Below are 26,224 nucleotides of genomic sequence, written 5' to 3'. Positions count from 1 at the left end.
GTGCTCCCGCCATCAGGGGCGGCCGGCGGCGGCCAGGGCGTTCGTCTCGTCGAGCGCCGCGCCGAACCCGGCCATGAGAGCGCCGTGCTCCATCGTGAGGACGAGCTGGTCGGCTCCGTTCTCGAGCGCGAACGCCTTCTCCGAGGCGGACCAGGCGGGCAGCACCCAGGGCTTGCCGGCGGCGCGGGCCGTGTTCGCCACGTGCCTGAGGTCGGTGAAGTCGCTCTCGGAGCGGGTGTAGGCGCCCCGCCCGCGCCGCATGGACAGGTCGCTGGGCCCGACGAAGACGCCGTCGACCGTGGGGAGCGCCAGGATGTCGACGATCTGCTCGATGGCTCCGGCGTCCTCGATCATCGGGTACACGCGGGTCTCGCGGTCCTGCCGTGCGATCCAGTCGTCGTCGTGGCCGCCGTACCGCGTGGTCCTGCCCCCGACGAAGCTCCTGTCGCCCAGCGGCGGGAACTTGCCGTACGCGCAGACGGCGGCCGCGTGCGCGGCGTTCTCGACGTGCGGTACGACGACGGCGGTGGCGCCGAAGTCGAGAGCCTGCTGGATCGGCCCCCTCTCCGGCCCCAGCACCTTCGCCAGGACCTCGAGGTTCAGCCCCCGGAGGAACGGGATGAACCGGTCGAGGGCGGCGAGATCGAACACGCCGTGTTCGATGTCGAGGACCACGGCGCCGTAGCCCAGTCCGGCGACGATCTCGGCCGTGGCGAAACCAGGGCTGGACAACCAGGCGGCGTACCTTCTGTCCTGCGTCATGGGACCTCCTTCGCAAGGTTTGGTATACACTGTGTATACATAGGGTGAGGGGGTGGCATGGATCAGTCACTCGGCCAGAGCCGGGCGATCACGGCCGGCGAGCGTGCCTACCAGTGGACGCGGGAGGCGATCCTCAGCGGGCGGATCCCGGAGGGGACGTTCCTCGAGGAGAAGCTCGTCTGTGACGAGGCAGGGGTGTCACGGACCCCCGTCCGTGAGGCGTTCCACCGGCTGGCCGCGGAGAAGTTCATCGACCTGCTCCCCAGGAGGGGCGCCCAGGTGCGGCGCGTGACGGCCGGAGAGCTCTTCGAGACCTACGAGATGCGGCTGCTGCTGGAGCTCCACGGCTTCAGGATCCTCTGCGACAAGAACATCGACATCCCCGACTGGCTGTCGGAGCACCTTGACCGGATGGAGGACCCCGAGCGGGTGGCGCGGGTGCGCGCCGGTGACCGCGACGCCATCGCCGAACACGCGAAGATGGACTTCTTCTTCCACTTCTCCTTCGTCAAGGCGACCGGCAACAGCATCCTGATCGACCTCTACACGAGCCTCCAGCCGCGGCACCAGCGCATCGCGGTCAGCGCCGTGTCCCTGCGCCCCAAACGCCTGGAGGTCATCGCTCCCGAGCACCGCACCCTGCTGAAGGCGCTGACCGACCACGACTTCGACACCGCCGAGCGCACCCTGCGGCACCACCTGCGCCCCGACGAGACGGTCGTCTCCCACCTGAGGTGACCGGCGCGGCCCCCGGGCCACCGGGGCCCTCACCCCGCCATCTCCCGCCAGAGCCTGCGGCGCTCGGCCTGCTCGACCGGATCGGGCACCGGCGCCGCCGCGATCAGCCTCCTGGTGTAGTCCGTCCCCGGGTCGCGCAGCACGTCGCGGGCGGGGCCGCTCTCCACCAGCCGCCCGTGCTGCAGCACGGCCACGTCGTGGGAGAGCAGTTCGACCACGCCCAGGTCGTGGCTGATGAACAGGCAGGAGAAGCCGAGCCTGTCCTGCAGGTCCTGGAACAACCGCAGGACGGTGGCCTGGACCGAGACGTCGAGCGCCGACGTCGGCTCGTCGGCGATGAGCAGCTCCGGATCGAGCGCCAGCGCGCGGGCGATGCCGACGCGCTGCCGCTGACCGCCCGACAACTCGTGCGGGAACCGGTCGGCCCAGCTCGTGGGCAGTTCCACCTGGTCGAGCAGGTCCAGCACCCGCTGCTGGACGGCACGGCGGTCCGCGTAGCGGTTGACGATCATGGGGGCCGCGATCGAGTCCCCGATCGACAGGCGCGGGTTCAGCGACGACCCCGGGTCCTGGAAGACCATCGAGTATTTCCTGCGCAGGCCGCGCAGCTCCTTGGGCTTGAGGCTCGTCACGTCCTGCCCGCAGATCTCGATGGAACCGGCCGACGCCCGCACCAGGCCGACGATCGCCCGGCCGATGGTGGACTTGCCCGAGCCGGACTCGCCCACGAGGCCGAGGACCTTGCCCTTCTCGATGCTGACACTGACTCCGTGTACGGCCTTGAAGCCCTTCCGGCCCATCCGCCCCGGGTATTCGACCTCGAGATCGGCGACCCGGAGCGTCGTGCTCCCACCGGCGTCGCCCGCGTCCGCCTCCGGCTCCTCGTCCGGCTTCTGCCGCGGCACCGCGGACAGCAGTTCCCTGGTGTAGTCATGCCGCGGGTCGGAGAAGAGCCGGGTGACCGGCGCCTCCTCCACGACCTGCCCCTGTCGCATGACCACCACCCGGTCGGCGAGGTCGGCGACCACCCCCATGTCGTGGGTGATGATGACGACCGCTGAGCCGAGGTCCTCCCGCAGGCGGCGCAGCAGTTCGAGGATCTCCGCCTGGACCGTGACGTCGAGCGCCGTGGTCGGCTCGTCAGCGATGATCACCTCTGGTGAGCCGGAGACGGCCATGGCGATCATGGCGCGCTGACGCTGGCCGCCGGAGAGCTGGTGCGGGTAGCTGTGGATGCGGCGCTCCGGCTCCGGGATCCCGACCTTCTTCAGCAGCTCCAGCGTGCGCGTACGGGCCTCGGCCGCCGGTACGGGCTCGTGGCACTGGATCGCCTCGATGATCTGCTCGCCGATGGAGTAGACGGGGTTGAGCGCCGTCATCGGCTCCTGGAAGATCATCGCGATCCGCCTGCCGCGGATGGCGCGCAGGGCCTCCTCGTCGAGGTCGAGCAGCTCGGTGCCGCCGAACCGGATGCTGCCGCGGCGACGCGCGTTCGGCCCCAGCAGCCCGAGTACGGACATCGAGCTCACGGACTTGCCGGAGCCCGACTCGCCCACCAGGGCCACCACCTCGCCCTTGGCGACCGAGAAGCTGACGTCCTTCACGGCCGGTGTCCACTCGCCGGCGATCTGGAAGTCCACCGAGAGCCGCTCGACCGCGAGGATCGGGTCGGAAGGGGTCGTGCCGGTGTTCTTGCCGGTGCTCTTGCCGGTCGTCCTGCCGGTCGTCATGGCCTCTCCTCAGGTGCTCGTACAGGAAGGGAGCGGCAGCTACTTCGCCGAGGTGTTGCGGTCGTACTCCTGGATGTACGCCGAGCAGAAGCCGATGACCCGCTCGATCCAGATCTCGCCGGTCTTCGCGCTGCCCAGGCTCACGTCGCCCGTGCATCCCGTGGAGCTGACCTCGGAGAAGTCCCAGAAGACGGTCCCGCGGACGTCGTAGCCGGGGATCGCCGCCTCCGTGTAGCTCGTCGGGGTCCAGCCGCTGGAGGACTCCAGGCCGCCGGCCACGGCGAGGTCGCCCTGCACCTGCTCGGGGAACATCGCCAGCATCGCCGAGTGCTCGGGCTCCGCCCCGTGCCCGTACGCGGTGGCCGGGTCGTCGTACACGTCCCGCATGAGCGCGTAGCCCAGCTGCCACGGATACAGGTGCCCGATGAGGACCCCGAAGTCGCGCCGCGCGTCGAGGCCGGCGCCGGTGACCGGCCCGACGTTCCCGCCGTTGTTGTCGATGATGACGATGCGCCGGAAACCGGACCGGACCAGGGCCTCGATGAGCTCGTACGTGACGTTGCGCAGCGTGGTCTGGCTCAGCGAGAGGTTGCCGTTGTAGCCGCGGAAGGTGCCGGAGTGCCCGTAGTTGAGGGCGGGCGCGACATAGCAGCCGTTCTCCTTCGCCAGCTTGTCCGCGACCCACTCGGCCACGATGGAGTCCTCGTGGATCGGCAGGTGGGGCCCGTGCTGTTCGACGGCTCCGATGGGCAGAAGGATGATCGGATCCTGCTCCGCCAACTCCTTGACCTGGGTCCAGGAGAGCTCGCCGAGCCTGTGCGTGGCGGGAAGGGCCATGGTGATGATGTTCCTCTCTGAGGGATCTGAGGGAGCTGTCAGGAGTTCTTGCCGCGGTGCCGCGGGTCGAGAAGGTCGCGCATGCCGTCCCCGAACACGTTGAGCGCGAGGACGACGAGAATGATAAGAACGGACGGGTAGATCAGCAGCGTCGGCTGCACCTCCAGGAAGTCGCGTCCCGCGCCGACCATCGTGCCCAGCGACGGCAGCGGCGGCTGCGCGCCGAGGCCGAGGAAGCTCAGGCCCGCCTCCATCTGGATGGCGAAGCTCACCGAGAGGCTGAGCTGGACGATGATCGGCGCGGACACGTTCGGCAGGATCGTCTTGGCGAGGATGTCGGCCGGTCTCGTCCCCATGATCTTCGAGGCTTCGACGTACTCCATGCTCCTGATCGAGAGCACCTGGCTGTAGACGATCCGCGTGAACCTCGGGATGTAGAGCACGCCGATGACGAGCACGACGTTGACCAGCGCCGGGCCCAGGATCGCCACCACCGCGATCGCCAGCACGATCGGGGGGAAGCTGAGCAGCACGTCGATGCCGCGCATGATGATCGTCGACACCCACCGGCCGACGTAACCGGCCACCAGGCCCAGCGCGACCCCGATGACCCCCGCCACCAGGACCGCCGACACGGCCACGCCGAGTGAGGTACGCAGCCCGATGATCAGCCGGGACAGGACGTCGCGGCCGAAGTCGTCGATGCCGAGCGGCCCGCCGGAGGTCAGCGGTTTGCCGACGATGTCGCGGTAGTCGTGGGGGGCGATGAGCGGCGCGAACACCGCGACGACGACGACCAGCAGGAGGAAGGCGCCCGCGACGGACGTCCTGCGGTTGGCCAGCATGCGCTTGAGGAAGGGCTTCCTGCCGCCGTTCGTGCGCGGTGGCGTGTCAGGAAGGGCCTGCGCCAGTGACTCCGGAGCGGTTGCCATGATCAGTTGTCCTCCGCCCGAGGATCGAGGACCCTGACAGCCAGGTCTCCGACCAGGTTGACCAGGATGACGATGGTGGCCGCGGCGAGAACGACGGCCTGGATGACGGGATAGTCGCGCTGCCCCACGGCGTTCATGAGCAGGGAGCTCATCCCCGGCCAGCCGAAGATGGTCTCGACCAGGACCGTGCTGCCGATGAGCGTCGTCAGCTCGACGGTCGTCATGGAGACCACCGGCAACATGGCGGTCCGCAGCGCGTGACGCCTGATGACCCGCTTCTCGGCGAGCCCCTTGGCCCGTGCCGTACGGACGTAGTCGGCGTTGAGCGTCTCGAGCATCGCCGCCCTGGTCATCCGGGTGACCACGGCGCATGAGGCCGCCGCCAGCGTGACCACCGGGAGGACGAGGATCTGCAGGTGCGCGACCGGATCCTCCCATGGGGAGGTGAACCGGCGGGGCGGCAGGATCGGGAACAGGACCGCGAACACCAGCAGGAGCAGGGTTCCGACGACGAAGACGGGAAGGGAGATCCCGAAGATCGACCCGGCGACCAGCGCGTGGTCCGCCGGCTTGTCGGCCCGGGTGGCGGCGATGCGGCCGAGCACGATGCCGATCACCAGGGAGACGGCCAGGGCGAGCAGGACCAGTTCGAGGGAGTTGCCGATGCGGGAGGGGAGGTCCTGCATCACCTCGCGCCCACTGATCATGGAGGTGCCGAGGTCGCCCTGGAAGAGCCGCCCCCAGAATCCGAGGAACTGCCCGAGGAAGGGCTCGTCGAGGTGCATCGCGGCCCTGGTCAGGGCCACCTGCTCCTCCGTGGCGGCGTCCCCCAGGGCGGCCCTCGCGGGGTCGCCGGGAATGAGCCGGGCGAGGAAGAACACGATGCTCCCGACGAGGAGCAGCTGGACGATCGCCTGGGCGAGTCGTCTGACAAGGAAACGCCTCACGCTGTCTTCTCCATCCAGGTCCGGCGGAGAGCCGTGGCGGTCCACGCGCCTTTCGGCGGGTGCTCGTAACCCCTGACGTAGGTGTAGTGAGCCTCGCCCTGCTCGCGGCGGACGGTGTAGGTCATCGGGACGAGCTCCAGCGCCCGTTTCTCGGCCTCGAGGTAGATCTCGTTCCGCAGGCTCGGGTCGGTCGTCCTCCGCCCCTGGGCGAGCAGGTCGTCGATCTTGTCGTCGCGGAAGCCGAGGTTCTCCGCGAAGGTGCCGGTGCTGCCGATGAAGTCGCTCAGCGACGCCGGATCGCCGTACTTCGGCGCCGTGCCCCACGAGTGGACCGGGAACGTCTTGCCGGCCACGCTGGCCCGGAAGGTCAGCCACTCCTGCTGGGTGAGGTTGACGTTCATGCCGGCCGCGCGCAGGCCCGGCAGCATGGCCTGCGCGGGCCGGGCGATGACCGAGTAGGAGCTGGTGGTGACCACCGGCAGCGTCAGCCCCTCCTGGCCCGCCTGCTTGAGCAGGAACTTGGCCTGCTCGGGGTCGTACGGCATGGTGCCGTCGAGGCGGCTCGCGTAGGGGGCGAACGTCTCGGGCATGAGAGCCCCGTCCATGGGACGCCCGTTGCCGAGCAGCGCGGTGTCGAGGACCGAGGGCCTGTTGATCGACAGGGCGATCGCCTTGCGGACCCGTACGTCGTCGAACGGCGGCTGCGTGGTGACGAACCCGACGAACCCGAAGCCGAACGTCTTGTCGGACGCGAACCGCAGCCGCGGGTTGCGGGTGATGACCCCCACATGGGTCGCCGGGACGTAGTCGATCATGTCGACGGTGGCGGTGCGGAGCGCCGTCACCCGCGCGTAGTCGTCGCCCATCGGCTGGAACACGATGCCGTTGAGGTAGGGCAGTTCGGGCTCGAAGTAGTCGTCGAACCGGACGAACGTGGTGCTGACACCGGGGATGCGCTCGACGAACCGGAACGGGCCGGTGCCCATCATCTGGGTCTTGCTGTTCGCGCCCGACTCGATCCACTTCCTGGAGACGATGTTGGAGGTGGGCGCCGCGAGGGCGAACGGGAAGGCCACGTCGGGCTGCTTGAAGCGGAAGGCCACCGCGGTGGCGTCGACGGCCTCGACGGACTCGACCTGGTCGAGCAGCGGCCCCGACGTCGCCGCTGTCTCCTTGTCCATCATGCGGCGGAAGGAGAAGACCACGTCCTCCGCCGTCAGGGTGGACCCGTCGTGGAACCTCACGCCCGGGCGCAGCTTCACCTTGTACGTCAGCTTGTCGCTCCAGCCGAACTCGCTCGCGAGATCGGCGATGATCTCGCCGGAGCCGTCGTACTGGACCAGGCCGTTGTACGCGAGCTGCCGCAGGTAGTCCGACGCGCTGCCCGTGGAGACGTGCGGATCCAGGTTGGCCGGATCGGTGGACAGACCGAAGTAGAGAGCTCCGCCGCGGCTGGGACCGTTGGCTTGGGGCTGGACGGCCTCCATGGACTCCGGCAGGGTCACCGGGTTGCCGCAGGCCGCCAGCGTCGTGGTCCCCAACGCGGCGGCACTCCCCGCGAGGAAGCTTCGCCTGCTCATTATCGCCATGACATCTCCAGGTCGCCGGGCCTGACACTGAGCCGTCTGGGGTTGGATCCAGCGTGTATGGCGCATGTATACACGGCGTTCACAAGAAGGGTCAACGGCTAACCGAAAACCGGCCCCCTACCGGCCCGGAACATGGGCGTGGCGCGGGGCGTACGACGTCCCCCTGCCCTGGCGGAACCGGGCGTCACACCAGGACGCCTTCCGACTCCTCGGACCCCGTGCGTGTCGAGGTCGGCGAGCACCGGCGCACCGGGTCACCGCACGCGAAGGCCCCCTGTGCCTCACGGCACAGGGGGCCTTGCGCGAGCACGGGCGACGGGGCCCTCGCGGAGCCCGGCCTCTTCGGCGCTCCTAGACCGGGCAGGCCGCGCCGATCCGCTCCCAGGACGAGCACATGTGGCAGCACTTCCTCCTGTAATAGCCCGTCAAGGAGCACCTGTACTGCCACGCGCAGGGCTGGGCGGACGCCTTCACCTCGGGAAGTACCAGGGCCAGCGCCTTGTCGATGAGCACACTCACGTGCTGCCTCCTTGTGTCACTGACTGCTGACGGTCGCGGCGATTCTCGGACCGGGCGCTGGCGGGCCATTAGCGCCGCGCTAGCGCGGCCCGTCCGGCGGTGCGTACGTCCTAGACCGGGCAGATCGGGCTGATCCGCTCCCAGGGCGAGCAGTTGTCACCGGACGACGAGCAGCACACCCTCTTGAAATAGCCGGCCGGGGCGCACTTGTAGAGGGTCTTGCACACCGCGGACGCCTTCACCTCGGGAAGTACCAGCGCCAGCGCCTTGTCGATGAGCACGCTCACGTCCTGCCTCCTTATGCATTGCCTGCTACGGTCGCGGCGATTGTGGAACGCGGCTCTGGCGGGCGATTAGCGCGGCGATAGCGCGGCCCGTCAAAGGCACTCCTCGTAGCGGGCGGCGATCGCCGTGGCGCGCTCGTGCAGCGAGGCGCGCAACCACTGCGGGGCCAGGGCCTCCGCGTACGCGCCGAGCTGCCACAACGCCCATTCGGCGTGCCGGCGGTCCTGGAAGGTCACCTCCAGCCGCAGCGGGCCGTCCGGGTCGGCGCTCTCGGCGAGGACGGCCAGCGCGGTGCCCACCAGGTCCTCCCGCCGCGCCGGATCCACCCGTGCCAGCACGGTGACCTGGTCGCCGCCGGTACGGAAGCGGGTGCTGCGTTCCTGCCAGGCCCGGTCCAGATCGACCCGGTCCGGCCGCTGCGCCGGTTCGGCCAGCACCTCGGCGGCCAGGATCCGGGACAGCCGGTAGGTGCGGTCCTCGCCGGACCGCGCGGCCAGCAGGTAGCCCCGGTCGCGTACGGTGACCAGGCCGATCGGGTCCACCGTGCGCCACTTCGGGCTCTGGTTCACCGCCGCGTAGAGGATGTGCAGTTTGTGCCCGGCGAACACCGCCCGCAGGACCTCCGCCGTGACGGTGTCCGGCGGCTCCTCGGTGACCAGCCGGCGCGAGAGGAGGTCGGTCTCCGGGTCGATGAGCAGCCGCTCGGCCGCCCCGGCCGCGGTGTCGCGATAGCTCTCGGGCAGCGCGTCGACCACCTTGAGCATCGCCGAGGCCAGCGCGGAGCCGAGGCCGAAGGCCTGCGCGCCGCGCCGCGACCCGGCGACCAGAAGGGCAAGGGCCTCGTCGTGGTTGAGGCCGGTGAGCTCGGTGCGGAAGCCGGGCAACAACGCGAAACCGCCGTGCCGGCCGCGCTCGGCGTAGACCGGGACGCCGGCCGCGGACAGCGCCTCGATGTCGCGCAGCACGGTGCGGGTCGACACCTCCAGCTCGCCGGCCAGCGTGGTCGCCGACAGCCTGCCGTGCCGGCGCAGCAGCAGGACCAGCTTGACCAACCGGTCAGCACGCATGCGACAAATCTAGCGAAATATACGACAAAAGATGTCGTGATTCGCTGGGAGGCTGATCACCACTGACCGGCGGCCACCGAGCCGACGACGTGAAAGGAACCGACATGGCAGTGGAGCGAACGGCCGTCAACCCGTGGGAGTGGTCGCTGAAGCTGGGCTACAACCAGGGAGAGGTCGTCTCCGGGCACACCCGGACTCTGTACTGCGCCGGGCAGGCCGCGATGGGTGCCGAGGGCGAGCCCCGGCATACTGGTGACATGGCGGCGCAGCTGGCGCTGAGCCTCGACAACCTGCAGGCCGTGCTGGGCGAGGCCGGCATGTCCCTCGCGAACCTCGTCCGGCTCAACGTCTACACCACCGACGTCGACCGGCTCTTCGAGCACTACGGCGTGCTGGCGTCGCGGCTGGGCGCCGCGGGGGTGGCGCCGTCCACCACGATGCTCGGGGTGAGCCGGCTGGCGATCCCCGAGCTGATGGTCGAGCTCGAAGGGACCGCCGTCGCCTGACGCCGGTCCGAACCCGGTACGAGCCGCAGGAAGGTGGATGATCTCCGGTGCCCAGGATGGTGACGATCGGCGTGCACGGGTTCGGCGGCGAGTCCTTCCTGCGACGACTGCGGCAGGCGGACGTCCGGCTGCTGCTGGACGTACGCCAGCGCCGCGGGGTCCGCGGGCCCGAGTACGCCTGGGCGAACGCACACCGGCTGCAGGCGGCCCTCGCCGAGGCCGGCATCGCCTATGAGCACCACCGTGAGCTCGCCCCGACCACCGAGCTGCGCCGGCTCCAGTACGCCGAGGACGACCGCCAGGGGGTCGGCAAACGCTCGCGCCGCGAACTCGCCGCCGCGTACGCCCGCCGCTACACCGGCGAGGTCCTCGACCGCGCCGACCTGACGCCGATCGTGTCGGCGCTGCCGGGCAGCGGGACCGCGGCGCTGCTCTGCGTCGAGCGCGATCCCGAGGCGTGCCACCGCTCGCTGGTCGCCCAGCGGCTGGCCGAGCGGCACCACGTCACGATCGAGCACCTGCGCCCGTCGTGACGCGCGATGGGAGAGCCTCACCCCACGCCGCTCAGGCGCGCCGGCGTTCCTCCTGCCGCCGCATCAGCTCTTCGACGGCGGTCGGCATGGTCGTCTCGAAGTCGATCAGTTTCGCCCACGTCGGCGTCACGACGATCCGGACCATGCCGTCGTAGAGCGCGTGCACCTGCTCCTCCCAGACGGTCCGTTGCTCGGGGGTCATCTGGTAGGAGCCGTTCATCCGGAGGTACTCCTCCGGGATGCCGTCCACGACGTCCAGCTCGGCCCGGCCCCGGATGAGCAGGATCTTCGGCGGGTGCACCTCGGTGTCGATCGTCAGGGCGACCTGCGGGTTGCGGCGCAGGGACGGGAGCTTCGGGGCGTTCTTCGTCGTGCACATGACGATCTGCGAGCCGTTCCAGGTGAACCCGATCGGTATGTTGCGCGGGGTGCCGTCCTTGGCGACGTAGGCCAGGCGGGTCAGGTCGCGGGCCAGCAGTTCCTGGCTGAGCGGGCGGTTCAGGACTTCGGTGACCTCGTTCGGTTCCACGGTCGTGCCTTTCGTCGTCTCGTCGTGGCCGGCGGCCCCGTCGTGGCCGCCGGTGTACCCAGGACGGAGCCGGCGCCACGTTCTCGACATCGCGGCCGCCGGTTTTTCGACGCGGCGGTCGTCAGGCCTCCCCACCCTCTCCGGCGTTGTCTCGCTCGATCAACGTGATTCCGACGAGAATGCCACGGTACGTGTCGCCCGCCGCGCGGGCCTCGATCTCGCCGGCCGCCGCGTTGCTCTGGACCTGCCTGACGCACGCCGCGCGGTGCAGGACGCCGGTGATCCGCCGACGCCACGCGCGTTCCGGCTCCCGGCTGAACGTGTGGTGGCGGATCCAGTGGTACAGGCCCCGATCGAAGACACGGAGGAGAGCGCGGCTCCTTTGCTCCCTCCGCTGCTGGGTTGGGAAGCACTGGAGCCGCTGCCGGTCCCGTATTCGAAACCGTCCACCAGAACCCGCCACTTGACGCGGCCCGCGGGAAAGCGATAGCGCAGCCGCCACCGGGTGACCCGGGGGCTTGCCGGGATCGTCTCTCAAGGTCGTGGCCCGGCCGTTGAGGGTGTAGGTCAGTGAGATGAGCCTGACGTCGCCGGTGACGTAGAACTCCAGCTCGCGGGTCGCCGGTGACGTACGCGCGTCCGGCGTGGCGCCCGCCGCCGTGGTCGGGGTAGCCGGTGTGGCCGTGGTGGTCGTGGTGCTCGGGCTACGAGCGGCGGCGGCCAGGTCCGGGCAGCGCACCTGCCCGATTGCCTACTCCCCGCCGTCGCCGTCGTTCCCGTCGCCGTCGGAGCCGCCCGGCCAGCCCGGAGAGGGCTCGGCGTCTGCGCCGCTGTCAGGCCAGCCGTCCTCGACGGTGTAGCGTGTCTCCTCCTCCACGACCAGGTCGCCGTTCCGCGTCGCGAACGCCCAGACCACACCTCCGTGGCCGGGGCGCAACCGTGCCGGGCCACGTACGGACGGGCCGTCGAACAGGTCGATCCGCACCGGGCCCGGCGGCAGCCGCGCCGCGTCGCCGGCTCGTGCGAACGCCAGCCGGACGAAGCGCGCCCGCCCGTCCACGTGGGCGATGACCGTGCGCACCGGACAGCCCGCCACCGTGCGGCCCTCCCGCAGGGCCACACCGGTGAGAGCCTGCACCACCTCTCCGCGCTCCGCGCGCCGCCATGCCCGCCGCATCCGGAGCCTGGCGGAGGTCTCGCGCACTCCCGTGGTCCCCGTGACGGCGGCGAGCGCCAGCGGGAAAAGGATGAAGAACACCGTGTCGGAGGTGAGAAAGCCGAGGCCCTGTTCCGGCAGCGCCTGTGAGGCGAAGTACACCAGCAGCCCGATGGCCATGGCCGCGATGCCGAGGGCCGAGGTGGGATCGGGCGCTCCGCGCATGCCGGCGCGGCGGGCCGCCCGGAAGGCGCCGGCGGCGTCCCGTACGTCGTGAGCTCGCTCGTCCGTCATGCCGGGCCGGAAACAGGTCCGGCGGCGCAGGAACGTGTCGCACTGATCACGGGACGTTAGACGCCGGCGCGTTTCGTTTTGTTCTCGGCCCGCTCCCGGCCCATGGACAGCCGCCGGGGCTCGAAGGTATAACTAGGTGTCATCTCTAGTAATCAACTCTAGAAACGAGGTCGCATGGATCTGGAGCGCGCGGCATGGCTGCACATCAGCCGGGGGAGGGAGGACGGCCCCGGGCAGGAGGCCGCCGTCAAGGAGATGTTGCAGGCCTACTACGCATCCGGCAGGCCGCCGTGGGACACCGGCGTACCGGCTCCCGAGCTCGTCGACACGGTGGAGGGGCCGCGGGCGTTGCCGCCCGGCCGGGCGCTCGACCTGGGCTGCGGCACCGGCACCAACGCCGTCTACCTCGCCGGCCACGGGTGGGACGTGGTGGGCGTGGACCTGGTCGACCGGGCCGTCGAGCAGGCAGGGGTCAAGGCCGAGGCCGCCGGCCGGCGGGTGAGGCTGCTGCGCGGCGACGTGACCCGGCTGGACGATCTCGACGTCGGCGACGGGTTCGGCCTGTTCTTCGACCTGAGCTGCTACTGCGGCATCCCCCGCCACCGCCGGGACGCCTACGCCGCCGGGGTCACCCGCCGGGCCCTGCCGGGCGCCCGGCTGCTCATGTTCGGCTACGGTCCTGGGGCCTTCGACGACGGCTGGAGCGGCGTCACCGCCGACGAGCTGCGTACCCGTTTCACCGGCTGGGACCTCAGCGAGGTCACCTCCGGCACCAACGACGTGCCGACGTACTGGTTCACCCTGCACCGCCGCTGACCTGCGGTGGCGCCGCCCCTACGAGAGGTCGAAGGGGGCGGGGGAGTGGCCTTCCCAGATCCGGCGGGATGCCTGTTCGGGGTAGGGCAGAGTCTTCGACTCGGTGTCCAGGACGCGGGTGAGGTGCCCGCCGGGCCGGTGGGCGGACCAGCCCGCGTCGCCGGTGGTGACGAAGCGGACCCATGCCTCCTGGAGTTCGCGGGAGAGCGCGACGGCCTCGGGAGTGGGGTCCTCGCCGATGAGCTGGGTGCCGACGGGGCTGTCCAGCGTGCCGAACGCCAGGGGCACGTCGAGGCTGTGGCAGGCGCCCAGGATGCCGCCGAGGACGGGGGCGCTCCAGCACAGTTCGAACAGGTACGACGTGCCGCCGGCGGCGGCGTTCGCCTCGGCCAGCTTCTGTGACGGCATGCGGAAGAGGGCGTCGGAGTAGACCGTCTCCACCAGCTCCTCCGGGCCTGCCTGCGGGAACGCGGCACGGTAGGCCCGCGCGCCGTCCGGCTGCGGGGCGAGCAGCTCCAGGGCCGCGTGGGCGTCCTCCTCGGTGAAGGTGCCGTACCGTCCGCTCATGACGCTGAAGTACCGGAATTCGTCCCGGGCGTGGCCGACGAGCAGTTCGGTCCCGCTCGCGCGCGCGCCGGCCAGCGCGGGCCAGGGCGTTTCCGGGAGGACCTCGCCGTCGACGACGGGACACAGGGCGGTGCCGCTCTCCACGAGGCGTCCCCAGCTCTCCCGGTGCGCGTGGAGGCCGGCGTTGAAGGAGGTGAGCTCGGCGGCCAGGTGCCATGGGTCGATGTCGCGCAGGGCCTCGGCGGTGGGGGCCGCTGCGCCGAGCCGGTCCGCGAACGCGGCGGTGATCTCCCGCGCCAGCGCGGGGGTGCTGTGCAGCCCCGGCACCGAGTGGGCGATGGCCCGCCGGAACAGGCCGCGCGCCGCCTTCATCGTCAGCAGGGCGGCGACCGACCCCGCCCCGGCAGACACCCCGGCCACGGTGACCTGGCCGGGGTCGCCCCCGAAGGAGGCGATGTTGCGCTGCACCCACTCCAGCGCCGCGATCTGGTCGAGGAAACCGCGGTTGGGCGGCGCGTCGTCGAGGAACGCGAAACCCTCCGCGCCCACGCGGCAGTTGATGGTCACCACGACGAGTCCCGCCTCGGCCAGCGCTGCCGGGTCGAACATCGGGTCGCTCGACGCCGCCGAGAGGTAGCCGCCCACGGGGATCCACACCAGCACCGGCAGTCCCGCCGCGCCGGGATCCGGCGTGCCGACGTTGAGCGTCAGCCAGTCGCTGCCCTGCGGGGGCACGTCGATCGGCAGGGACAGCGGCACCACGGGGCCGAACTCGACCGCCTGCCTCGTCCCCTCCCAGTGGTGCGGCGGCGCGGGCGCGGCGAAGCGGAGCGCTCCGACCGGTGGCCGGGCGTAGGGGATGCCGCGGAACACCGCGTGCCCCTTCCGCCCGCGCCCCTGCACCACACCTTCGGTGGTGCGCACCCTTGGCCGCTCCGGCAGTGCTCCGGGCATGACGCTTCCTTCCTCGAGTGGACCCCAAGCTTATAAGTCACTTGTATTATGTCAACTGTATGGAAACGGCTGCGGGGTACGAGGGAGAGCCGGCGATGCCGAAACAGGTGGATCACCGCGAACGCCGTGAAACGATCGCCCGAGCGCTGTGGCGGGTGGTGGAGCGGCGCGGCGTCACGCAGCTGACGATGCGGGTGGTGGCGCGGGAGGCGGGCATCTCCCTCGGCCAGTTGCAACACTATTTCGCCTCCCGGGCCGCCATGCTCTCCTTCGCCATGGACTTCGCCTCCGAGCAGACCTCGCACCGCGTCGAGCGGGGGCTGCGCGAGCTCGGTGACCGTCCGCACCCCCGTGACGTGCTGCGGCTGACGCTCGCGGAAATGCTCCCCCTGCACGCCGACGCCCGCGCGACCAGCCGGATGAGCGCCGCCTACGTCCTGGAGGCCCTGCACGACGAGGTCGTGCACGAGCAGGCGCGCCGCGGCCTCGTCGAAGGGCGGGGCCACGTCGAGCGGCTGGTCCGCCAGGCGATCGCCGACGGGCACATCGACTCCGGCCGCGACCCGGCGACCGAGACCGACCTGCTGCTCGCCCTCACCGGCTTCACCTCCCTGATCGAGCTGGGCGTGGTCCGGCCCCGCGACGCGCTCACCGCGATCGACGTGCACCTCGACAGGCTGTTCAGCGGGAACGACCGGAGCAGGTGACCCGCGCCCCGAGCGCGGGGCGGCGGGCGTCCAAGCGCACCGCGGCCTGAGGTCGATCGCTGGGGCCGAGGTGCGTCCCTGGCGGTTTGCAAATCGATTGGCTACAGTCCCCTGCGGATCCTCAACCAAGGAGAAGCATGGACAGCGGGCACAAGCGCAGGGCCCTGATCGTCCGGGGCGGCTGGGAGGGGCACAGCCCGGTCGAGGCGACCGAGCGGTTCATCCCGTTCCTGAAGGAGCACGGCTACGCCGTCGAGGTGCTCGAAAGCCCCGAGGTCTACGCCGACGCCGACAAGCTCGCCGCGGCCGACCTCGTCGTGCAGTGCTACACACAGGGCAGCGCCACCGGCGAGCAGGTGCGCGGGCTGTCCGCCGCGGTCGCCGGCGGCACCGGCCTCGCCGGCTGGCACGGGGGGATCTGCGACTCCTTCCGGGCCTCGCCCGACTATCTCCACCTCACGGGCGGCCAGTGGGCCGCGCACCCCGGCGGCTTCGTCGAGCACGAGGTGGCCGTCGTGCCGGACCGGCGCGGGCACGAGATCGTCGAGGGCCTCGACCGCTGGAAGCTGAACACCGAGCAGTACTGGGTGCTCACCGACGAGCTGAACGACGTGCTCGCCACGACCACGTTCGGCGTGGGTGACGACACGCCGTGGCGTGAGGAGCTGACCTGCCCCGCCGTCTGGACCCGCCAGTGGGGGAAGGGCAGGGTCTTCGTCTCGACGATCGGCCACACGCCGGAGGACCTCGACCACCCCGATGTGCGGACGCTGACCGAGCGGGGCCTGCTGTGGGCGAGCCGCTGACCCGGGAGCCGGTCCGGATCATCCTCGACACGGACCTGGCCATGGGGGCACCGGGGGCGGACGTCGACGACGGCTTCGCGCTGGCGCTGGCCCTGGCCGACCCCGGCCTCCATGTCGAGATGGTGACGACGGTCGGCGGCAACGGCGACGTCGTGAGCTCGACCCGGCTGACCCGTGAGCTGCTCGGGGTGCTCGGACGCGGCGACGTACCCGTGGTGCGGGGCGCCCCGGCCGACGCCGGCGCGGCCGGGGAGATCGCGCGCCGGGTGCTGGCCGAGCCGGGGCGGCTGACCGTCGTCGCGATCGGGCCGCTGACCAACGTCGCGCGTGCGCTCGCGATCGCGCCCGGGGTCGCCCGTGCGGTCCGCGAGATCGTCGTCATGGGCGGGGTGTTCCTCGAGCAGACGAACGTCGCGGCGATGCCGGGCGAGTACAACTTCTGGTGCGACCCGGAGGCGGCCCAGGCCGTCTGCGAGAGCGGCGCCCGCCTGCGCTTCGTCGGACTGGACGTGACCCGCCGGGTGCGGCTGAGCCGCGAGGACGCCCGCGCGCTGGCGTCCGGAGGGGAGTTCGGCCGGATCGCGGCCCGCCACGCCGAGGCCTGGATCGACCACCAGGAGCGGGTCAAACCGCGGGAGGAGATCGAGCAGGGCAGCTGCGCGCTGCACGACCCACTCGCCGTCGCGGTGGTCACCCGTCCCGATCTGGTGACCTGGAGCGAGGCGCACGTCGCCGTCGAGACGGCGGGCCGGGTCACGCGCGGGGTCGCGGTGGCCGACCTGCTCATGTGGGAGAACCCGCCCGAGCCCAACTGCCGGATCGCCACAGCGGTGGACGCGCCGGCCTTCCTGGACCTGTTCCACGAGCGGATGAGGGCTCTGCCCTGAGCCGCCCGGCCCGGTGCGGGGAGGTCCTGACCCGGCAGGAGCGTCGCACCGGCCGTTGACCGGAGGGTACGCGGCACTTTACCGTGGCCGGGAAGCAAACCGATTTGCATAGCCAACGGAGAGAGCATCAGCGCGCATCGGCCCGGCGGCACAACCTCCTCCGGCGGCTGACCGGTCGCCCTTCCGGACCACCCACCACCGAAAGGCACAGATTTGAGCAAGCTGCGCGTCGGCGTCATCGGACTGGGCGAGGTCGCCCAGATCATCCACCTGCCCGTCATCGAGTCCTTGGGCGACCGCTACGAGCTCGCGGCGATCTGCGACATCTCACCGGGCCTGCTGGACCGGCTGGGCGACCGCCACCGGGTCGAGCGCCGCCACACCGACGTCCGGGAGATGCTGGCCGCCGGCGGCCTGGACTGCGTGCTCGTGCTCAACAGCGACGAGTACCACGCGGAGGCCACGATCGCGGCGCTCGACGCCGGGCTCGACGTGCTCGTCGAGAAGCCGATGTGCCTCAGCCCGCGCGAGGCGCAGGAGATCATCGCGGCGCGCGACCGGTCGGGCAGGACCGTGATGGTCGCCTACATGCGGCGTTTCGCGCCGGCCTTCACCGAAGCGGTCGAGCGGCTGCCCGAGCTCGGCCCGATCCGCTACGCGCGCGTCCACGACGTGATCGGCCAGAACCGGCTGATCATCGACCAGACCTCGTACGTCGAGCGGCCTGGCGACGTCCCCCAGCACGTGATCGACGAGAAGTGGGCACGCCGCTCGGCGCTGGTGAAGGAGGCGCTGGGCGACGTTCCCCAGGAGCTGGAGTGGACCTACGGGCTGCTCTGCGGCCTCGGCAGCCACGACCTGTCCGCCATGCGGGAACTGCTCGGCCGCCCGAAGGAGGTCTCCGCGGCCAAGATGTGGCGCGGCGGCGGTTACGTCGTCGCCCTCCTCGACTACGGCGACTTCGTCGTCACCTATGAGACAGGCGTGGACGACCAGCTGCGTTACGACACCTACATCGAGGTGTACGGCGCGGCCGGCACGATGAAGGTGCAGTACGACACGCCGTACGTGCGGCACTTCCCGACGACGCTGCATCTGGAGCTCACCGACGGCGACTCCTACGAGCGTTCCGTGCGGCGGCCGCACCTCAAGGACCCCTACACCTACGAGCTCGAACACTTCCACGATGCGGTCACCACAGGCGCGGCGCCCAAGACGACCCCGGAGGACTACGTGCAGGACATGGAGCTCTTCGCCGACATCATCCGCGCCCTGGACAAGAGGTGACGCGCCCCGGACGACGTGGCGCGGCGCGGCCCCCGAAGACAAGCCGAGCCCAGCCGAAGACAGGCGTCGTGGCCCAGGTCACGGCGACGTAGCGTCGTCCTCGCCCGGTTCCCGGATTCCCTCCTGCCTGGAAAGGTGGCACTGCGATGACCGAGACCCTGACCGACGCGGACGTGGCGTTCTTCCGCGAGAACGGCTATCTGCTGCCCGGCCGCCCGCTGCTTCCCGAGGACCGGCTCTCACACCTGGAGCTGATCTTCAACGAGCATCTCAGGGACAAGGGCGACAAGCTCTCCGACGAGCTCGACACGCCGCACTACCGCGACGAGCGGCTGCTGGACCTCCTGCTGTCCGACGAGGTCCTCGACTGGATCGAGCCGCTGATCGGCCCCGACATCGCCCTCTGGTCGAGCCACTTCATCTCCAAGGACCCCTTCACCGGCCGGGCGACCCCGTGGCACGAGGACAGCGCCTTCTGGGAGGGGCGCTTCGACGCCTACGACAACATCGTCACGATCTGGCTCGCTCTGGAGGACGGCTCGTACAAGGAGAACGGCTGCATGAGGGTCATCCCCGGCTCGCACCTGAACGGCGGGTTCTCGGACGGCTACCGGCCGACCGACATGACCGAGCAGACGTTCCACGCCGAACTCGCCGGTGTGGACGAGTCGAAGGCCGTCTACTTCGAGCTGAAGCGCGGCGAGTTCTCGATGCACGACGGCCGGATCGTCCACGGCGCCCGGGCCAACACCAGCGCCACCCGCCGCACCGGCTACACCATGCGCTACTTCCCGAGCTCGGTGAAGATGCAGGACGTCCCGCAGAACGAGGGCTGGAAGATCTGGCTGGCCCGCGGGGCCGACCGCGCCGGCAACGACTACGCCAACGTGTGAGGCCCGGCTCATGAGACTGGGTCTGCTGACCGCCTGCCTGCCCGGCGAGTCCCTCGAGGACATCGCCCGGTGGGCCGGCGACCACGGATACGCCGCACTGGAGGTCGCGGCCTGGCCCGACCGGCCCGGCCGCGACTGGGAGGCCGCGCACCTGCACGTCGAGGCGTTCGGGCAGGCCGACGCCGACCGGGTCACCTCGATCCTCGACCGGCACGGCCTGAGCATCTCGGCGGTCGCGTACTACGAGAACAACCTGCACGCGGACCCCGCGGTCCGCGAGGCGACGCACGCGCACCTGCGCCGGTGCGTCGACGCCGCCCGGCTGCTCGGCGTGGGCCTCGTCGGCACCTTCGTCGGGCGGGACGTGACGCTGACGACGGCCGAGAACCTCCGGCTGGCCGAACGGGTGCTGCCGCCGCTGGTCGAGTACGCCGCGGCCCGCGACGTACGCCTCGTGATCGAGAACTGCCCGATGGAGGGCTGGCACCCCGACGGCTACCCGGCCAACCTCGCCTACTCGCCCGAGCTCTGGGGCTGGATGGCCGGCCTCGGGCTGTGGCTCAACTACGACCCCTCGCACCTGGTGTGGCTCGGCATCGACCCGCTGGCCGCGCTGGAGGCGCACGCCGGCCGGATCCTGCACGTCCAGGCCAAGGACGTCGAGGTGCACGCCGCCGCCCGCGACCGGTACGGCGTGTTCGGGCAGGTGCTCGGCAGGCGGCCGTGGGAGAGCGGATGGTGGCGCTACCGCGTCCCCGGCCTCGGCGAGGTCGACTGGCGGCGCCTGATCGACGCGCTCCACCAGCACGGCTACGAGGGTGTCGTCTCCGTCGAGCACGAGGACCCGGTCTGGAGCGGTGACCCCGGCCGCGTCCGCCAGGGCCTGACCATCGCCCACCGCACCCTCGCCCCGCACGTCCACATCTGATCGTCCGCCCAGGAGGGCCGTCCATGCACCGCGGTGTCTACTTCGATGCCTGGTTTCCCCGTCAGCACTGCTACCACCCGAGTCTTCCGCCCCGCCGTCTGCGCATGGTCGACGATCTTGTCGACTACCGCGCCACCGTGCTGGTGTGGGCGTCCATGGGCGGCGGCTCGCTGGCCCTGCCGTACCTGGAGCAGGAGGCGTTCGGCCCGGTCGACGCCCGCTCGCGCTTCTACGGCTTCGTCAACGACAGCGAGTTCATCGCCGCCTGCCACGAGCGGGGCATCAAGGTGCTGGGCATCGTCTTCGAGGCTCAGGGCTGGGAGTTCCCGGTCGAGCTGAACGAGCAGGAGGACGCGGTGCTCGCCCTCAACGAGCTGCGCGGCGCGGGTAAGCGCGACTGGATGGGGCTGCGCGAGTTCTCGTCCAACCGGTACCCGAAGCTCTGGAAGCCGCTCGAACACTACTTCCCCGGCGGGCTGGTGAACTCCGAGGGTGAGCGGGTCACCGACCTGATCGAGGAGTGCGTGGCCCGCGACATCCACGGCCGGCCCTGCCACGCGCACTGGGTGGAGTGCCCGGATCGCGAGCACCAGTGCTTCTACATGGACCGCAACAACCCGGTCTGGCGCGAGTACCTCAAGGCCGTGATCAGGATCCAGATCGACGCCGGCGTGGACGGCATCCAGCTCGACGAGGCCGAGCTGCCGATGGGCGCCTTCCAGTACGGCGCCTGCTTCTGCAAGGACTGCGTGAAGGGTTTCCGCGCCCACCTCCAGGGGCTTCCGGCGGTGGACCCCGTGCTCGACGGGACCGACCTGGACACCTTCCACTACGGCGAGTGGCTGCTCGCCCGGGGCTACGACTTCAAGGCCGGCCGCGGGTCGACGCCACTGTTCGGCGACTACTACGCCTTCCAGTGCCTGTCGATCAAGAAGTACTTCGCCGAACTGGCCGGCTACGCCCGTGAGTACGCCCGCTCGCAGGGCCGCGAGATCATCGTCTCCGGCAACTTCTTCAACTGCGAGCCGATGTACCTCGCCCTCGCCGACGACGTCGACCTGGTCATCACGGAGATGCGCAACACGACGTACCGACAGCCCGAGTGGTACCGCTACGTCGCGGCCTTCGCCGGCGACAAGGACGTCGTGGTGGTCGAGAACCCGTACGGCGGGGTCGTTCCCGAGCTGATCGGCCTGCTCGGGAAGGGCAAGGGGTACGACCTGTTCCGGTTGTCGTTGTTCGAGGCGTCGGCGATGGGCGTGAACATGTCGGTGCCCTACGGCTCGTGGATGGGCAGCGTCATCGAGGACTCCTTCTACGCGCCCCACGAACTGGCGGGCGAGATCCAGACGTTCCTGGCCGGCCATGAGCGGCTGTTCGCGCGCCGGACGGCCAACGAGGTCGCGGTCGTCTTCAGCGTCGAGAGCACCCGCGAGCTCATCGGCAAGGCGGACGTCAGCGACAACACCGCCAACGCGCGCGACGAGTCGGTGGTGGTGCCGTATCGCGTCGTGACCAGGACGCTGTCGGAGGCCGCGGTGCCGTACGACGTGGTGATCTGGCCGGACGGCGTCACCGCGCCCGACCGCTCGGACGCCGAGGCGCTGCTGCGGTACTCGACCGTGATCCTGCCGGACGTCTTCGCCCTGACCGAGGGCCAGGCCGCCGCCGTCGAGGGCTACCTCGCGGCCGGCGGGACGGTCGTCGTCACCGACCGGGTGGCGCGCTCGCTGCCGCGGCACGAGAACGTCCGCACCGCGCACCGTGCCGTGGCCGGCGAGCTGCTCCCGCACGGGCGGCAGGTCGAGACCGCGGCGCAGGTCGCGTCGAACGTCCAGCACCTGGCCGACGGCTCCTACGCGCTGCACCTGGTCAACTACGACTACGACCGCGACGCCGACGCGGTGCGCGTGCTCACCGAGGTTCCGCTCCGGGTGCGGCTGCCCGAGGCCCGCGAGCGCGCGACCATGGTGGCGAGCGACGGGACACGCACGCCGCTGGAAGTGGCCCGCGAGGACGGCGCGCACGTCGTACGCCTCGGCTCGCTCGGCGTCTACACGATCGTCGTCTTCCACGACGGGGAGCTGCCGTGAGGATCGCGGCCCTGCGCGGGCGCGAGACCTTCGAGGTCGAGCAGGCTCCGATCCCGCCGATCGGGCCGGACGAGGTGCTGGTCCGCGTCGTGGCCTCGGGCGTGTGCGCGTCGGAGCTGGAGCAGTGGCTGACCGGTCCGCCGGCGGGGGAGGCCCGCTACCTGGGCCACGAGGTCAGCGGCGTGGTCGCCGACACCGGCGCCGAGGTGACGGCTCCGGCGGCCGGGGACCGGGTCGGCGTCTGGGTCACCGAACGCGGCTTCGCCGAGTACGTCGCCGTCCGCGCGGACCGCTGCTTCGCGGCGGGCGACGGCCCGCTGGACGAGGCGCTCGCCGAGCCGATCGCCTGCGCCGTCAACGCCGTCGAGGCGGCGAGCCCTCGCCTGGGCGACGACGTGGTCGTCATCGGGGCCGGATTCATGGGGAACCTGGTGCAGAAGCTCGCCGCGCTGCGCGGGCCGCGGCACCTGATCGTGGCCGACGCGCGCGCCGACGCCCTGGAGCGCGCCGCGCGGCTCGGCGCGACCCGGACCGTCGACGTGACGAAGGAGTCGCTGCCCGGGGTCGTACGGTCCCTCACCGGCGGGCGCGGCGCCGACGTCACCTTTGAGTGCACCGGCACCCAGAGCGCGCTCACGGCGTGCGGTGACACCACCCGGATGAGCGGCACCATCGCGATCGTCGGCTTCCACCAGGGCGCCGACCGCAGACTCCCGCTGGCGTACTGGAACTGGATGGCCTTCACGATCGTCAACGCCCACTTCCGCGACCTCGAGGTGATCATGCACGGCATGTCGGCCGGCATGCGCCTCCTCGCCGGCGGCCGGTTGCCGATGGACGGCCTGGTCAGTCACCGCTTCCCGCTCGAGGAGATCAACGCCGCCTTCGCCACCCTGCGCGACAAGCCCGACGGGTTCGTGAAGGCGGTGGTGACGTTCCCGGACGGGTGACGGCCGACCGGCTGAAGGGCCGGCCGGCTGAAGGGCCGGCCGGTGGGGTCGGCCGGTGGGGGGCGGCGCTCACAAGGTGCCGGCCGGTTGGGGCCGGCCGCTCAGACGGTGTCGACCGGTTGGGGCCGGCCGCTCAGACGGTGCCGCGCTCGATCAGCGGGCAGGGCAGCACGACGGTACGTCCGGCTCCGGTGTAGCGGCCCGACATCCGGCTCATCAGCAGGTCGCCCGCCGTGCCGCCGGCCTCGTAGGCCGGGTTGCGGACCGTGGTCAGGTGCGGGGTCACGATCGTGGCGGCGTCGACGTCGTCGAAGCCGACGACGGCCACGTCGTCGGGGACGGACAACCCCAGCTCGTGGGCCACGTCGAGCGCTCCGATCGCCATCATGTCGTTGGCGCAGAAGACGGCGTCGGGCCGGTCCCTGAGCGCCATGAGCGTCTTCATGGCCTGGTAGCCCCCCTTGCGGGTCCAGTCGCCGCGCACCATGCGTTCGGCGGGCACCTTCCGCTTCGCGGCCTGCATGGCCGAACGGAAGCCCGCGGTGCGCGCCACGCCGTAGTGCGGCGGGCCCTGGATCATCGCGATCCGCTCGTAGCCGCGGACGGCCAGGAAGGAACCGGCGGCGCGCGAACCGGTCTCGTCGTCGGGGATGACCGCGTCGCAGAGGGGGTGGTCGAGCTGGGCACCGATGCAGACGATGGGCATCTGCTGGTCCACCTCCTCCAGCTCGATCTGCGAGGCGGTCTCGCCGGAGGCGAAGACGATGCCGTCCACGCCGCGGTCCATGGCGTCCTGGAAGAACTTGCGCTCCCTGTCGTGCTGGCCGTCGGTGTTGCAGACGTAGGTGCCGTGCCCGGCGGCGTCGACGGCGTCGGCCAGGCCCCGGGTGAGCACGGCGTAGAACGGGTTGGTGATGTCGGGGACGACGACCGCGATCATGTGGGAGCGCCGTGTCCGCAGGTTGCGGGCCACGATGTTCGGCCGGTAGCCGAGCTCGCGGATGGCCTCCATCACGGTGCCCCGGGTGGCGGCCCGGACCGCGCGCTTTCCGGACAACACGTGGGAGACGGTCGTGGGGCTCACCCCGGCGCGGCTGGCGACCTGTGCGATCGTCACACGAGAGTGTTGGCTGGACCCAGCCTCGCTCCTCAACATGGCGGGTATTCTACGGGAACCCCTGCGGCAAAACGATTTGATGAGGCGGGTCTCCATGACCGACCTGGTCACGCGGTTCAGCACCGAATCGCTGCTCCCTCCCGACCGTGGCGCGCGGGTGAGGCGCCCACGGCTGCACACCGTCGACGCGCACTGGCACGACTACCACGAGCTGTGCCTGGTGGTCCCGGGGGAGGCCGAGCCACGGCGGCCGGGCAGCCCCGCTGCCGGGGATCTCGGGGCCGTCACAATGTGAATCGGCGCCCCGTGAATCCATTGACAAGAAGCCCGGCTCTTGGCGAGACTGCCCGCCAGGCGCCAATCGATTTGCATCAGTCGAAGCTCCGATCTTCCACTGAGCGAACAGTAGGGAGCGGTGTGGTGAGAATCCATGGATCTCGGACGGCCCCGGCGATCATCATGCTGGCGCTCGCGACGGTTCTGAGCCTCTCGGCGTGCGGGAGCGAGGCGAAGAACGCCAACACCGACATCGGCAAGGGCACAGGTGCGGTGAAGGACCCGTCCTCGCCGCAGACCGTGACGTTCTTCTCCTGGGTCGGCAACGAACCCCAGATGAAGAAGATGGCCGCCGAGTTCCACAAGAAGCACCCGAACATCACCATCAAGTTCGAGAACGCCCCCGCCGAGCAGGCGCAGCAGGTGCTCAGCACCCGCATCGCCGGCAACACGGCCCCCGACGTCGCCTACATCAACGCCAGCGACACCAGCGACTACGCCGCCAGAGGAGCGCTCGTCGACCTCGGCAACTACATGAACCGCAGCGAGGTCGTGAAGCCGGACGACTACGTCGACGGCTTCAGGACGTTCGTCACCTGGAACGGCAAGATGTGGGGCCTGCCGTTCGACGGCGAGACGACCGGCCTGTTCTACCGGACCGACCGTTTCAAGGAGGCCGGGATCGCCGGCCCGCCGAAGACCTGGGACGAGTTCAGAGCCGCCGCCGAGAAGCTCACCGACGTGCCGAACGGCAAGTACGGCTTCGAGATGTTCGCCTCGGAGGCGGCCTACTACTACTATCCCTGGCTCCACCAGGCCGGAGGCGAACCGCTGACCAAGGACGGCAAGGACATCGCCTTCGACAGCCCGGCGGGCAGGACCGCGGCCGCCTTCTACGTGGACCTCGCGAAGTACTCCCCGCCGGACTATCTCAACTCCAACTCCTACGACGGCCGGGTGGCGTTCGCGAAGGGCGACGTGGCGATGTACGTTGCGGGCGCCTGGTTCGCCGGCACGCTCGCCGACGAATATCCCAAGATCGAGGGCAAGTGGGCCGCGGCCCCGCTTCCCGAAGGGGCCGCCGGGTGCAAGACCACCCTCGCCGGCGACTCGCTGGTGATGTTCAACCAGACGAAGGTCCCGGACGCCGCCTGGTTGTGGATGGAGTTCCTCTCGCAGCCCGACAACCTGGCCGCGTGGACGTACAAGACCGAGGGCACGCTGCTGCCTCCGACGAAGTCGCTGCTCGACGGCGGCGACCTCGCCAAGGAGAAGCCGGTGCTCAAGCCCTTCGCCGACCTGATGGCGTGCGGTGTCGCGAGCACGGTCGCCAACCCCAAGTACCCGCGGGTCGAGACCATCCTCAACGAGGAGCTCAGCAAGGCCATCTACGGCGACCAGACCGCCGCGGAGGCGCTGCGGAACGCCGCCCAGCAGGGCAGGGCGATCCTCGGCCGCGGCTGACCGGGCGCGCGCCCGGCCGGGCCGGCCCGGCCCGGCGGCGTACGGAGAAAGGGAG

At 70.7% G+C, this 26,224-nt stretch carries 28 protein-coding genes; 14 read left to right on the top strand and 14 right to left on the bottom strand.

The window, feature by feature from the left end; genetic code table 11:
• Nucleotides 1–12: 12 nt before the first annotated feature.
• A complete protein-coding gene (locus E1295_RS02220) occupies nucleotides 13–762 on the bottom strand; it encodes an HpcH/HpaI aldolase family protein (protein WP_132627943.1) in 750 nt (249 codons plus the stop codon).
• A gap of 57 nt (nucleotides 763–819) precedes the next feature.
• Here E1295_RS02220 and E1295_RS02215 point away from each other — a divergent pair, with 57 nt between their 5' ends.
• Nucleotides 820–1,500 carry a GntR family transcriptional regulator gene (locus tag E1295_RS02215; RefSeq protein WP_132627942.1) on the top strand — a complete coding sequence of 227 codons (681 nt, stop codon included), beginning with the start codon at nucleotides 820–822 and terminating at the stop codon, nucleotides 1,498–1,500.
• Between the two features lie 29 nt (nucleotides 1,501–1,529).
• Here E1295_RS02215 and E1295_RS02210 read toward each other — a convergent pair whose 3' ends face one another.
• From E1295_RS02210 to E1295_RS02185, 8 genes are all read right to left on the bottom strand, one after another.
• The gene (locus tag E1295_RS02210; RefSeq protein ID WP_132627941.1) at nucleotides 1,530–3,230 is read right to left on the bottom strand and encodes an ABC transporter ATP-binding protein; all 1,701 of its coding nucleotides are present in this window, start codon (nucleotides 3,228–3,230) and stop codon (nucleotides 1,530–1,532) included.
• 39 nt (nucleotides 3,231–3,269) lie between these two features.
• Nucleotides 3,270–4,067 carry a creatininase family protein gene (locus tag E1295_RS02205; protein WP_220448505.1) on the bottom strand — a complete coding sequence of 266 codons (798 nt, stop codon included), beginning with the start codon at nucleotides 4,065–4,067 and terminating at the stop codon, nucleotides 3,270–3,272.
• A gap of 38 nt (nucleotides 4,068–4,105) precedes the next feature.
• Nucleotides 4,106–4,999 carry an ABC transporter permease gene (locus tag E1295_RS02200; RefSeq protein WP_132627940.1) on the bottom strand — a complete coding sequence of 298 codons (894 nt, stop codon included), beginning with the start codon at nucleotides 4,997–4,999 and terminating at the stop codon, nucleotides 4,106–4,108.
• Nucleotides 5,000–5,001: 2 nt separating this feature from the next.
• On the bottom strand, nucleotides 5,002–5,946 hold the full coding sequence (locus E1295_RS02195) for an ABC transporter permease (RefSeq protein WP_132627939.1): 945 nt from the start codon (nucleotides 5,944–5,946) through the stop codon (nucleotides 5,002–5,004).
• Entirely contained in the window at nucleotides 5,943–7,526 is a 1,584-nt protein-coding gene (locus E1295_RS02190) for an ABC transporter substrate-binding protein (protein ID WP_220448504.1), read from the bottom strand. The genes E1295_RS02195 and E1295_RS02190 overlap by 4 nt, the downstream gene beginning before the upstream one ends.
• 360 nt (nucleotides 7,527–7,886) lie before the next feature.
• Nucleotides 7,887–8,054 (bottom strand): hypothetical protein, encoded by a 168-nt coding sequence (locus E1295_RS48445; RefSeq protein ID WP_166427036.1) that lies wholly within the window; start codon nucleotides 8,052–8,054, stop codon nucleotides 7,887–7,889.
• A 110-nt stretch (nucleotides 8,055–8,164) separates the two neighbouring features.
• A complete protein-coding gene (locus tag E1295_RS48440; protein ID WP_166427035.1) occupies nucleotides 8,165–8,341 on the bottom strand; it encodes a hypothetical protein in 177 nt (58 codons plus the stop codon).
• 90 nt (nucleotides 8,342–8,431) lie between these two features.
• Nucleotides 8,432–9,406, bottom strand: coding sequence for a helix-turn-helix transcriptional regulator (locus E1295_RS02185; RefSeq protein ID WP_132627937.1), 975 nt, complete (start codon nucleotides 9,404–9,406; stop codon nucleotides 8,432–8,434).
• Nucleotides 9,407–9,516: 110 nt separating this feature from the next.
• On the opposite strand from E1295_RS02185, the gene E1295_RS02180 reads away from it, so the two are divergent.
• Both E1295_RS02180 and E1295_RS02175 read left to right on the top strand, forming a co-directional pair.
• The gene (locus E1295_RS02180; RefSeq protein WP_220448513.1) at nucleotides 9,517–9,912 is read left to right on the top strand and encodes a RidA family protein; all 396 of its coding nucleotides are present in this window, start codon (nucleotides 9,517–9,519) and stop codon (nucleotides 9,910–9,912) included.
• Nucleotides 9,913–9,968: 56 nt separating this feature from the next.
• Nucleotides 9,969–10,445 carry a DUF488 domain-containing protein gene (locus E1295_RS02175; protein ID WP_246079790.1) on the top strand — a complete coding sequence of 159 codons (477 nt, stop codon included), beginning with the start codon at nucleotides 9,969–9,971 and terminating at the stop codon, nucleotides 10,443–10,445.
• Nucleotides 10,446–10,476: 31 nt separating this feature from the next.
• Here the strand turns inward: E1295_RS02175 and E1295_RS02170 are convergent, their stop codons facing one another.
• The 3 genes from E1295_RS02170 to E1295_RS02160 are packed head-to-tail and all read right to left on the bottom strand — an operon-like array spanning nucleotide 10,477 to nucleotide 12,424.
• The gene (locus E1295_RS02170; RefSeq protein WP_246079786.1) at nucleotides 10,477–11,064 is read right to left on the bottom strand and encodes a pyridoxamine 5'-phosphate oxidase family protein; all 588 of its coding nucleotides are present in this window, start codon (nucleotides 11,062–11,064) and stop codon (nucleotides 10,477–10,479) included.
• Between the two features lie 31 nt (nucleotides 11,065–11,095).
• Nucleotides 11,096–11,713 (bottom strand): hypothetical protein, encoded by a 618-nt coding sequence (locus E1295_RS02165; RefSeq protein WP_132627934.1) that lies wholly within the window; start codon nucleotides 11,711–11,713, stop codon nucleotides 11,096–11,098.
• Nucleotides 11,714–11,725: 12 nt separating this feature from the next.
• Complete coding sequence (locus E1295_RS02160) at nucleotides 11,726–12,424, bottom strand: hypothetical protein (RefSeq protein WP_132627933.1); 699 nt, start codon at nucleotides 12,422–12,424, stop codon at nucleotides 11,726–11,728.
• A 174-nt stretch (nucleotides 12,425–12,598) separates the two neighbouring features.
• Between E1295_RS02160 and E1295_RS02155 the strand changes: the two genes are divergently transcribed.
• A complete protein-coding gene (locus E1295_RS02155) occupies nucleotides 12,599–13,240 on the top strand; it encodes a class I SAM-dependent methyltransferase (protein ID WP_132627932.1) in 642 nt (213 codons plus the stop codon).
• Between the two features lie 18 nt (nucleotides 13,241–13,258).
• Here the strand turns inward: E1295_RS02155 and E1295_RS02150 are convergent, their stop codons facing one another.
• Entirely contained in the window at nucleotides 13,259–14,761 is a 1,503-nt protein-coding gene (locus tag E1295_RS02150) for a carboxylesterase/lipase family protein (RefSeq protein ID WP_220448503.1), read from the bottom strand.
• Nucleotides 14,762–14,856: 95 nt separating this feature from the next.
• On the opposite strand from E1295_RS02150, the gene E1295_RS02145 reads away from it, so the two are divergent.
• The 8 genes from E1295_RS02145 to E1295_RS02110 all read left to right on the top strand — a co-directional run bounded on the left by E1295_RS02145 (nucleotide 14,857) and on the right by E1295_RS02110 (nucleotide 23,312).
• On the top strand, nucleotides 14,857–15,468 hold the full coding sequence (locus E1295_RS02145; RefSeq protein ID WP_132627931.1) for a TetR/AcrR family transcriptional regulator: 612 nt from the start codon (nucleotides 14,857–14,859) through the stop codon (nucleotides 15,466–15,468).
• 137 nt (nucleotides 15,469–15,605) lie between these two features.
• Nucleotides 15,606–16,274 (top strand): ThuA domain-containing protein, encoded by a 669-nt coding sequence (locus E1295_RS02140; protein ID WP_132627930.1) that lies wholly within the window; start codon nucleotides 15,606–15,608, stop codon nucleotides 16,272–16,274.
• Nucleotides 16,259–17,161: a nucleoside hydrolase gene (locus E1295_RS02135; RefSeq protein WP_132627929.1), complete on the top strand. Its 903-nt coding sequence runs from the start codon at nucleotides 16,259–16,261 to the stop codon at nucleotides 17,159–17,161. Before E1295_RS02140 ends, E1295_RS02135 begins: the two co-directional genes overlap by 16 nt.
• A gap of 213 nt (nucleotides 17,162–17,374) precedes the next feature.
• Nucleotides 17,375–18,448, top strand: coding sequence for a Gfo/Idh/MocA family protein (locus tag E1295_RS02130; protein WP_132627928.1), 1,074 nt, complete (start codon nucleotides 17,375–17,377; stop codon nucleotides 18,446–18,448).
• Nucleotides 18,449–18,594: 146 nt separating this feature from the next.
• Nucleotides 18,595–19,341 (top strand): phytanoyl-CoA dioxygenase family protein, encoded by a 747-nt coding sequence (locus E1295_RS02125; RefSeq protein WP_132627927.1) that lies wholly within the window; start codon nucleotides 18,595–18,597, stop codon nucleotides 19,339–19,341.
• A 10-nt stretch (nucleotides 19,342–19,351) separates the two neighbouring features.
• Nucleotides 19,352–20,269 carry a sugar phosphate isomerase/epimerase family protein gene (locus tag E1295_RS02120; RefSeq protein ID WP_132627926.1) on the top strand — a complete coding sequence of 306 codons (918 nt, stop codon included), beginning with the start codon at nucleotides 19,352–19,354 and terminating at the stop codon, nucleotides 20,267–20,269.
• Nucleotides 20,270–20,373: 104 nt separating this feature from the next.
• The gene (locus E1295_RS02115) at nucleotides 20,374–22,362 is read left to right on the top strand and encodes a type 1 glutamine amidotransferase family protein (protein WP_132627925.1); all 1,989 of its coding nucleotides are present in this window, start codon (nucleotides 20,374–20,376) and stop codon (nucleotides 22,360–22,362) included.
• The gene (locus E1295_RS02110) at nucleotides 22,359–23,312 is read left to right on the top strand and encodes a zinc-binding dehydrogenase (protein ID WP_132627924.1); all 954 of its coding nucleotides are present in this window, start codon (nucleotides 22,359–22,361) and stop codon (nucleotides 23,310–23,312) included. The genes E1295_RS02115 and E1295_RS02110 overlap by 4 nt, the downstream gene beginning before the upstream one ends.
• Nucleotides 23,313–23,445: 133 nt before the next feature.
• On the opposite strand, the gene E1295_RS02105 is transcribed toward E1295_RS02110, so the two are convergent.
• Nucleotides 23,446–24,429, bottom strand: a complete 984-nt coding sequence (locus tag E1295_RS02105; protein WP_166427034.1) for a LacI family DNA-binding transcriptional regulator — start codon at nucleotides 24,427–24,429, stop codon at nucleotides 23,446–23,448.
• A 94-nt stretch (nucleotides 24,430–24,523) separates the two neighbouring features.
• Between E1295_RS02105 and E1295_RS02100 the strand changes: the two genes are divergently transcribed.
• Together E1295_RS02100 and E1295_RS02095 are read left to right on the top strand one after the other, a co-directional pair.
• A complete protein-coding gene (locus E1295_RS02100; protein ID WP_132627922.1) occupies nucleotides 24,524–24,724 on the top strand; it encodes a hypothetical protein in 201 nt (66 codons plus the stop codon).
• Nucleotides 24,725–24,849: 125 nt separating this feature from the next.
• Nucleotides 24,850–26,169: an ABC transporter substrate-binding protein gene (locus E1295_RS02095; RefSeq protein ID WP_132627921.1), complete on the top strand. Its 1,320-nt coding sequence runs from the start codon at nucleotides 24,850–24,852 to the stop codon at nucleotides 26,167–26,169.
• The last annotated feature ends 55 nt before the right edge of the window (nucleotides 26,170–26,224 follow it).

The organism is Nonomuraea mesophila (assembly GCF_004352805.1).
In the GTDB taxonomy this organism is placed as follows: Bacteria; Actinomycetota; Actinomycetes; order Streptosporangiales; family Streptosporangiaceae; genus Nonomuraea; species Nonomuraea longispora.
This window is presented reverse-complemented; position numbering and strand designations above follow the sequence as displayed.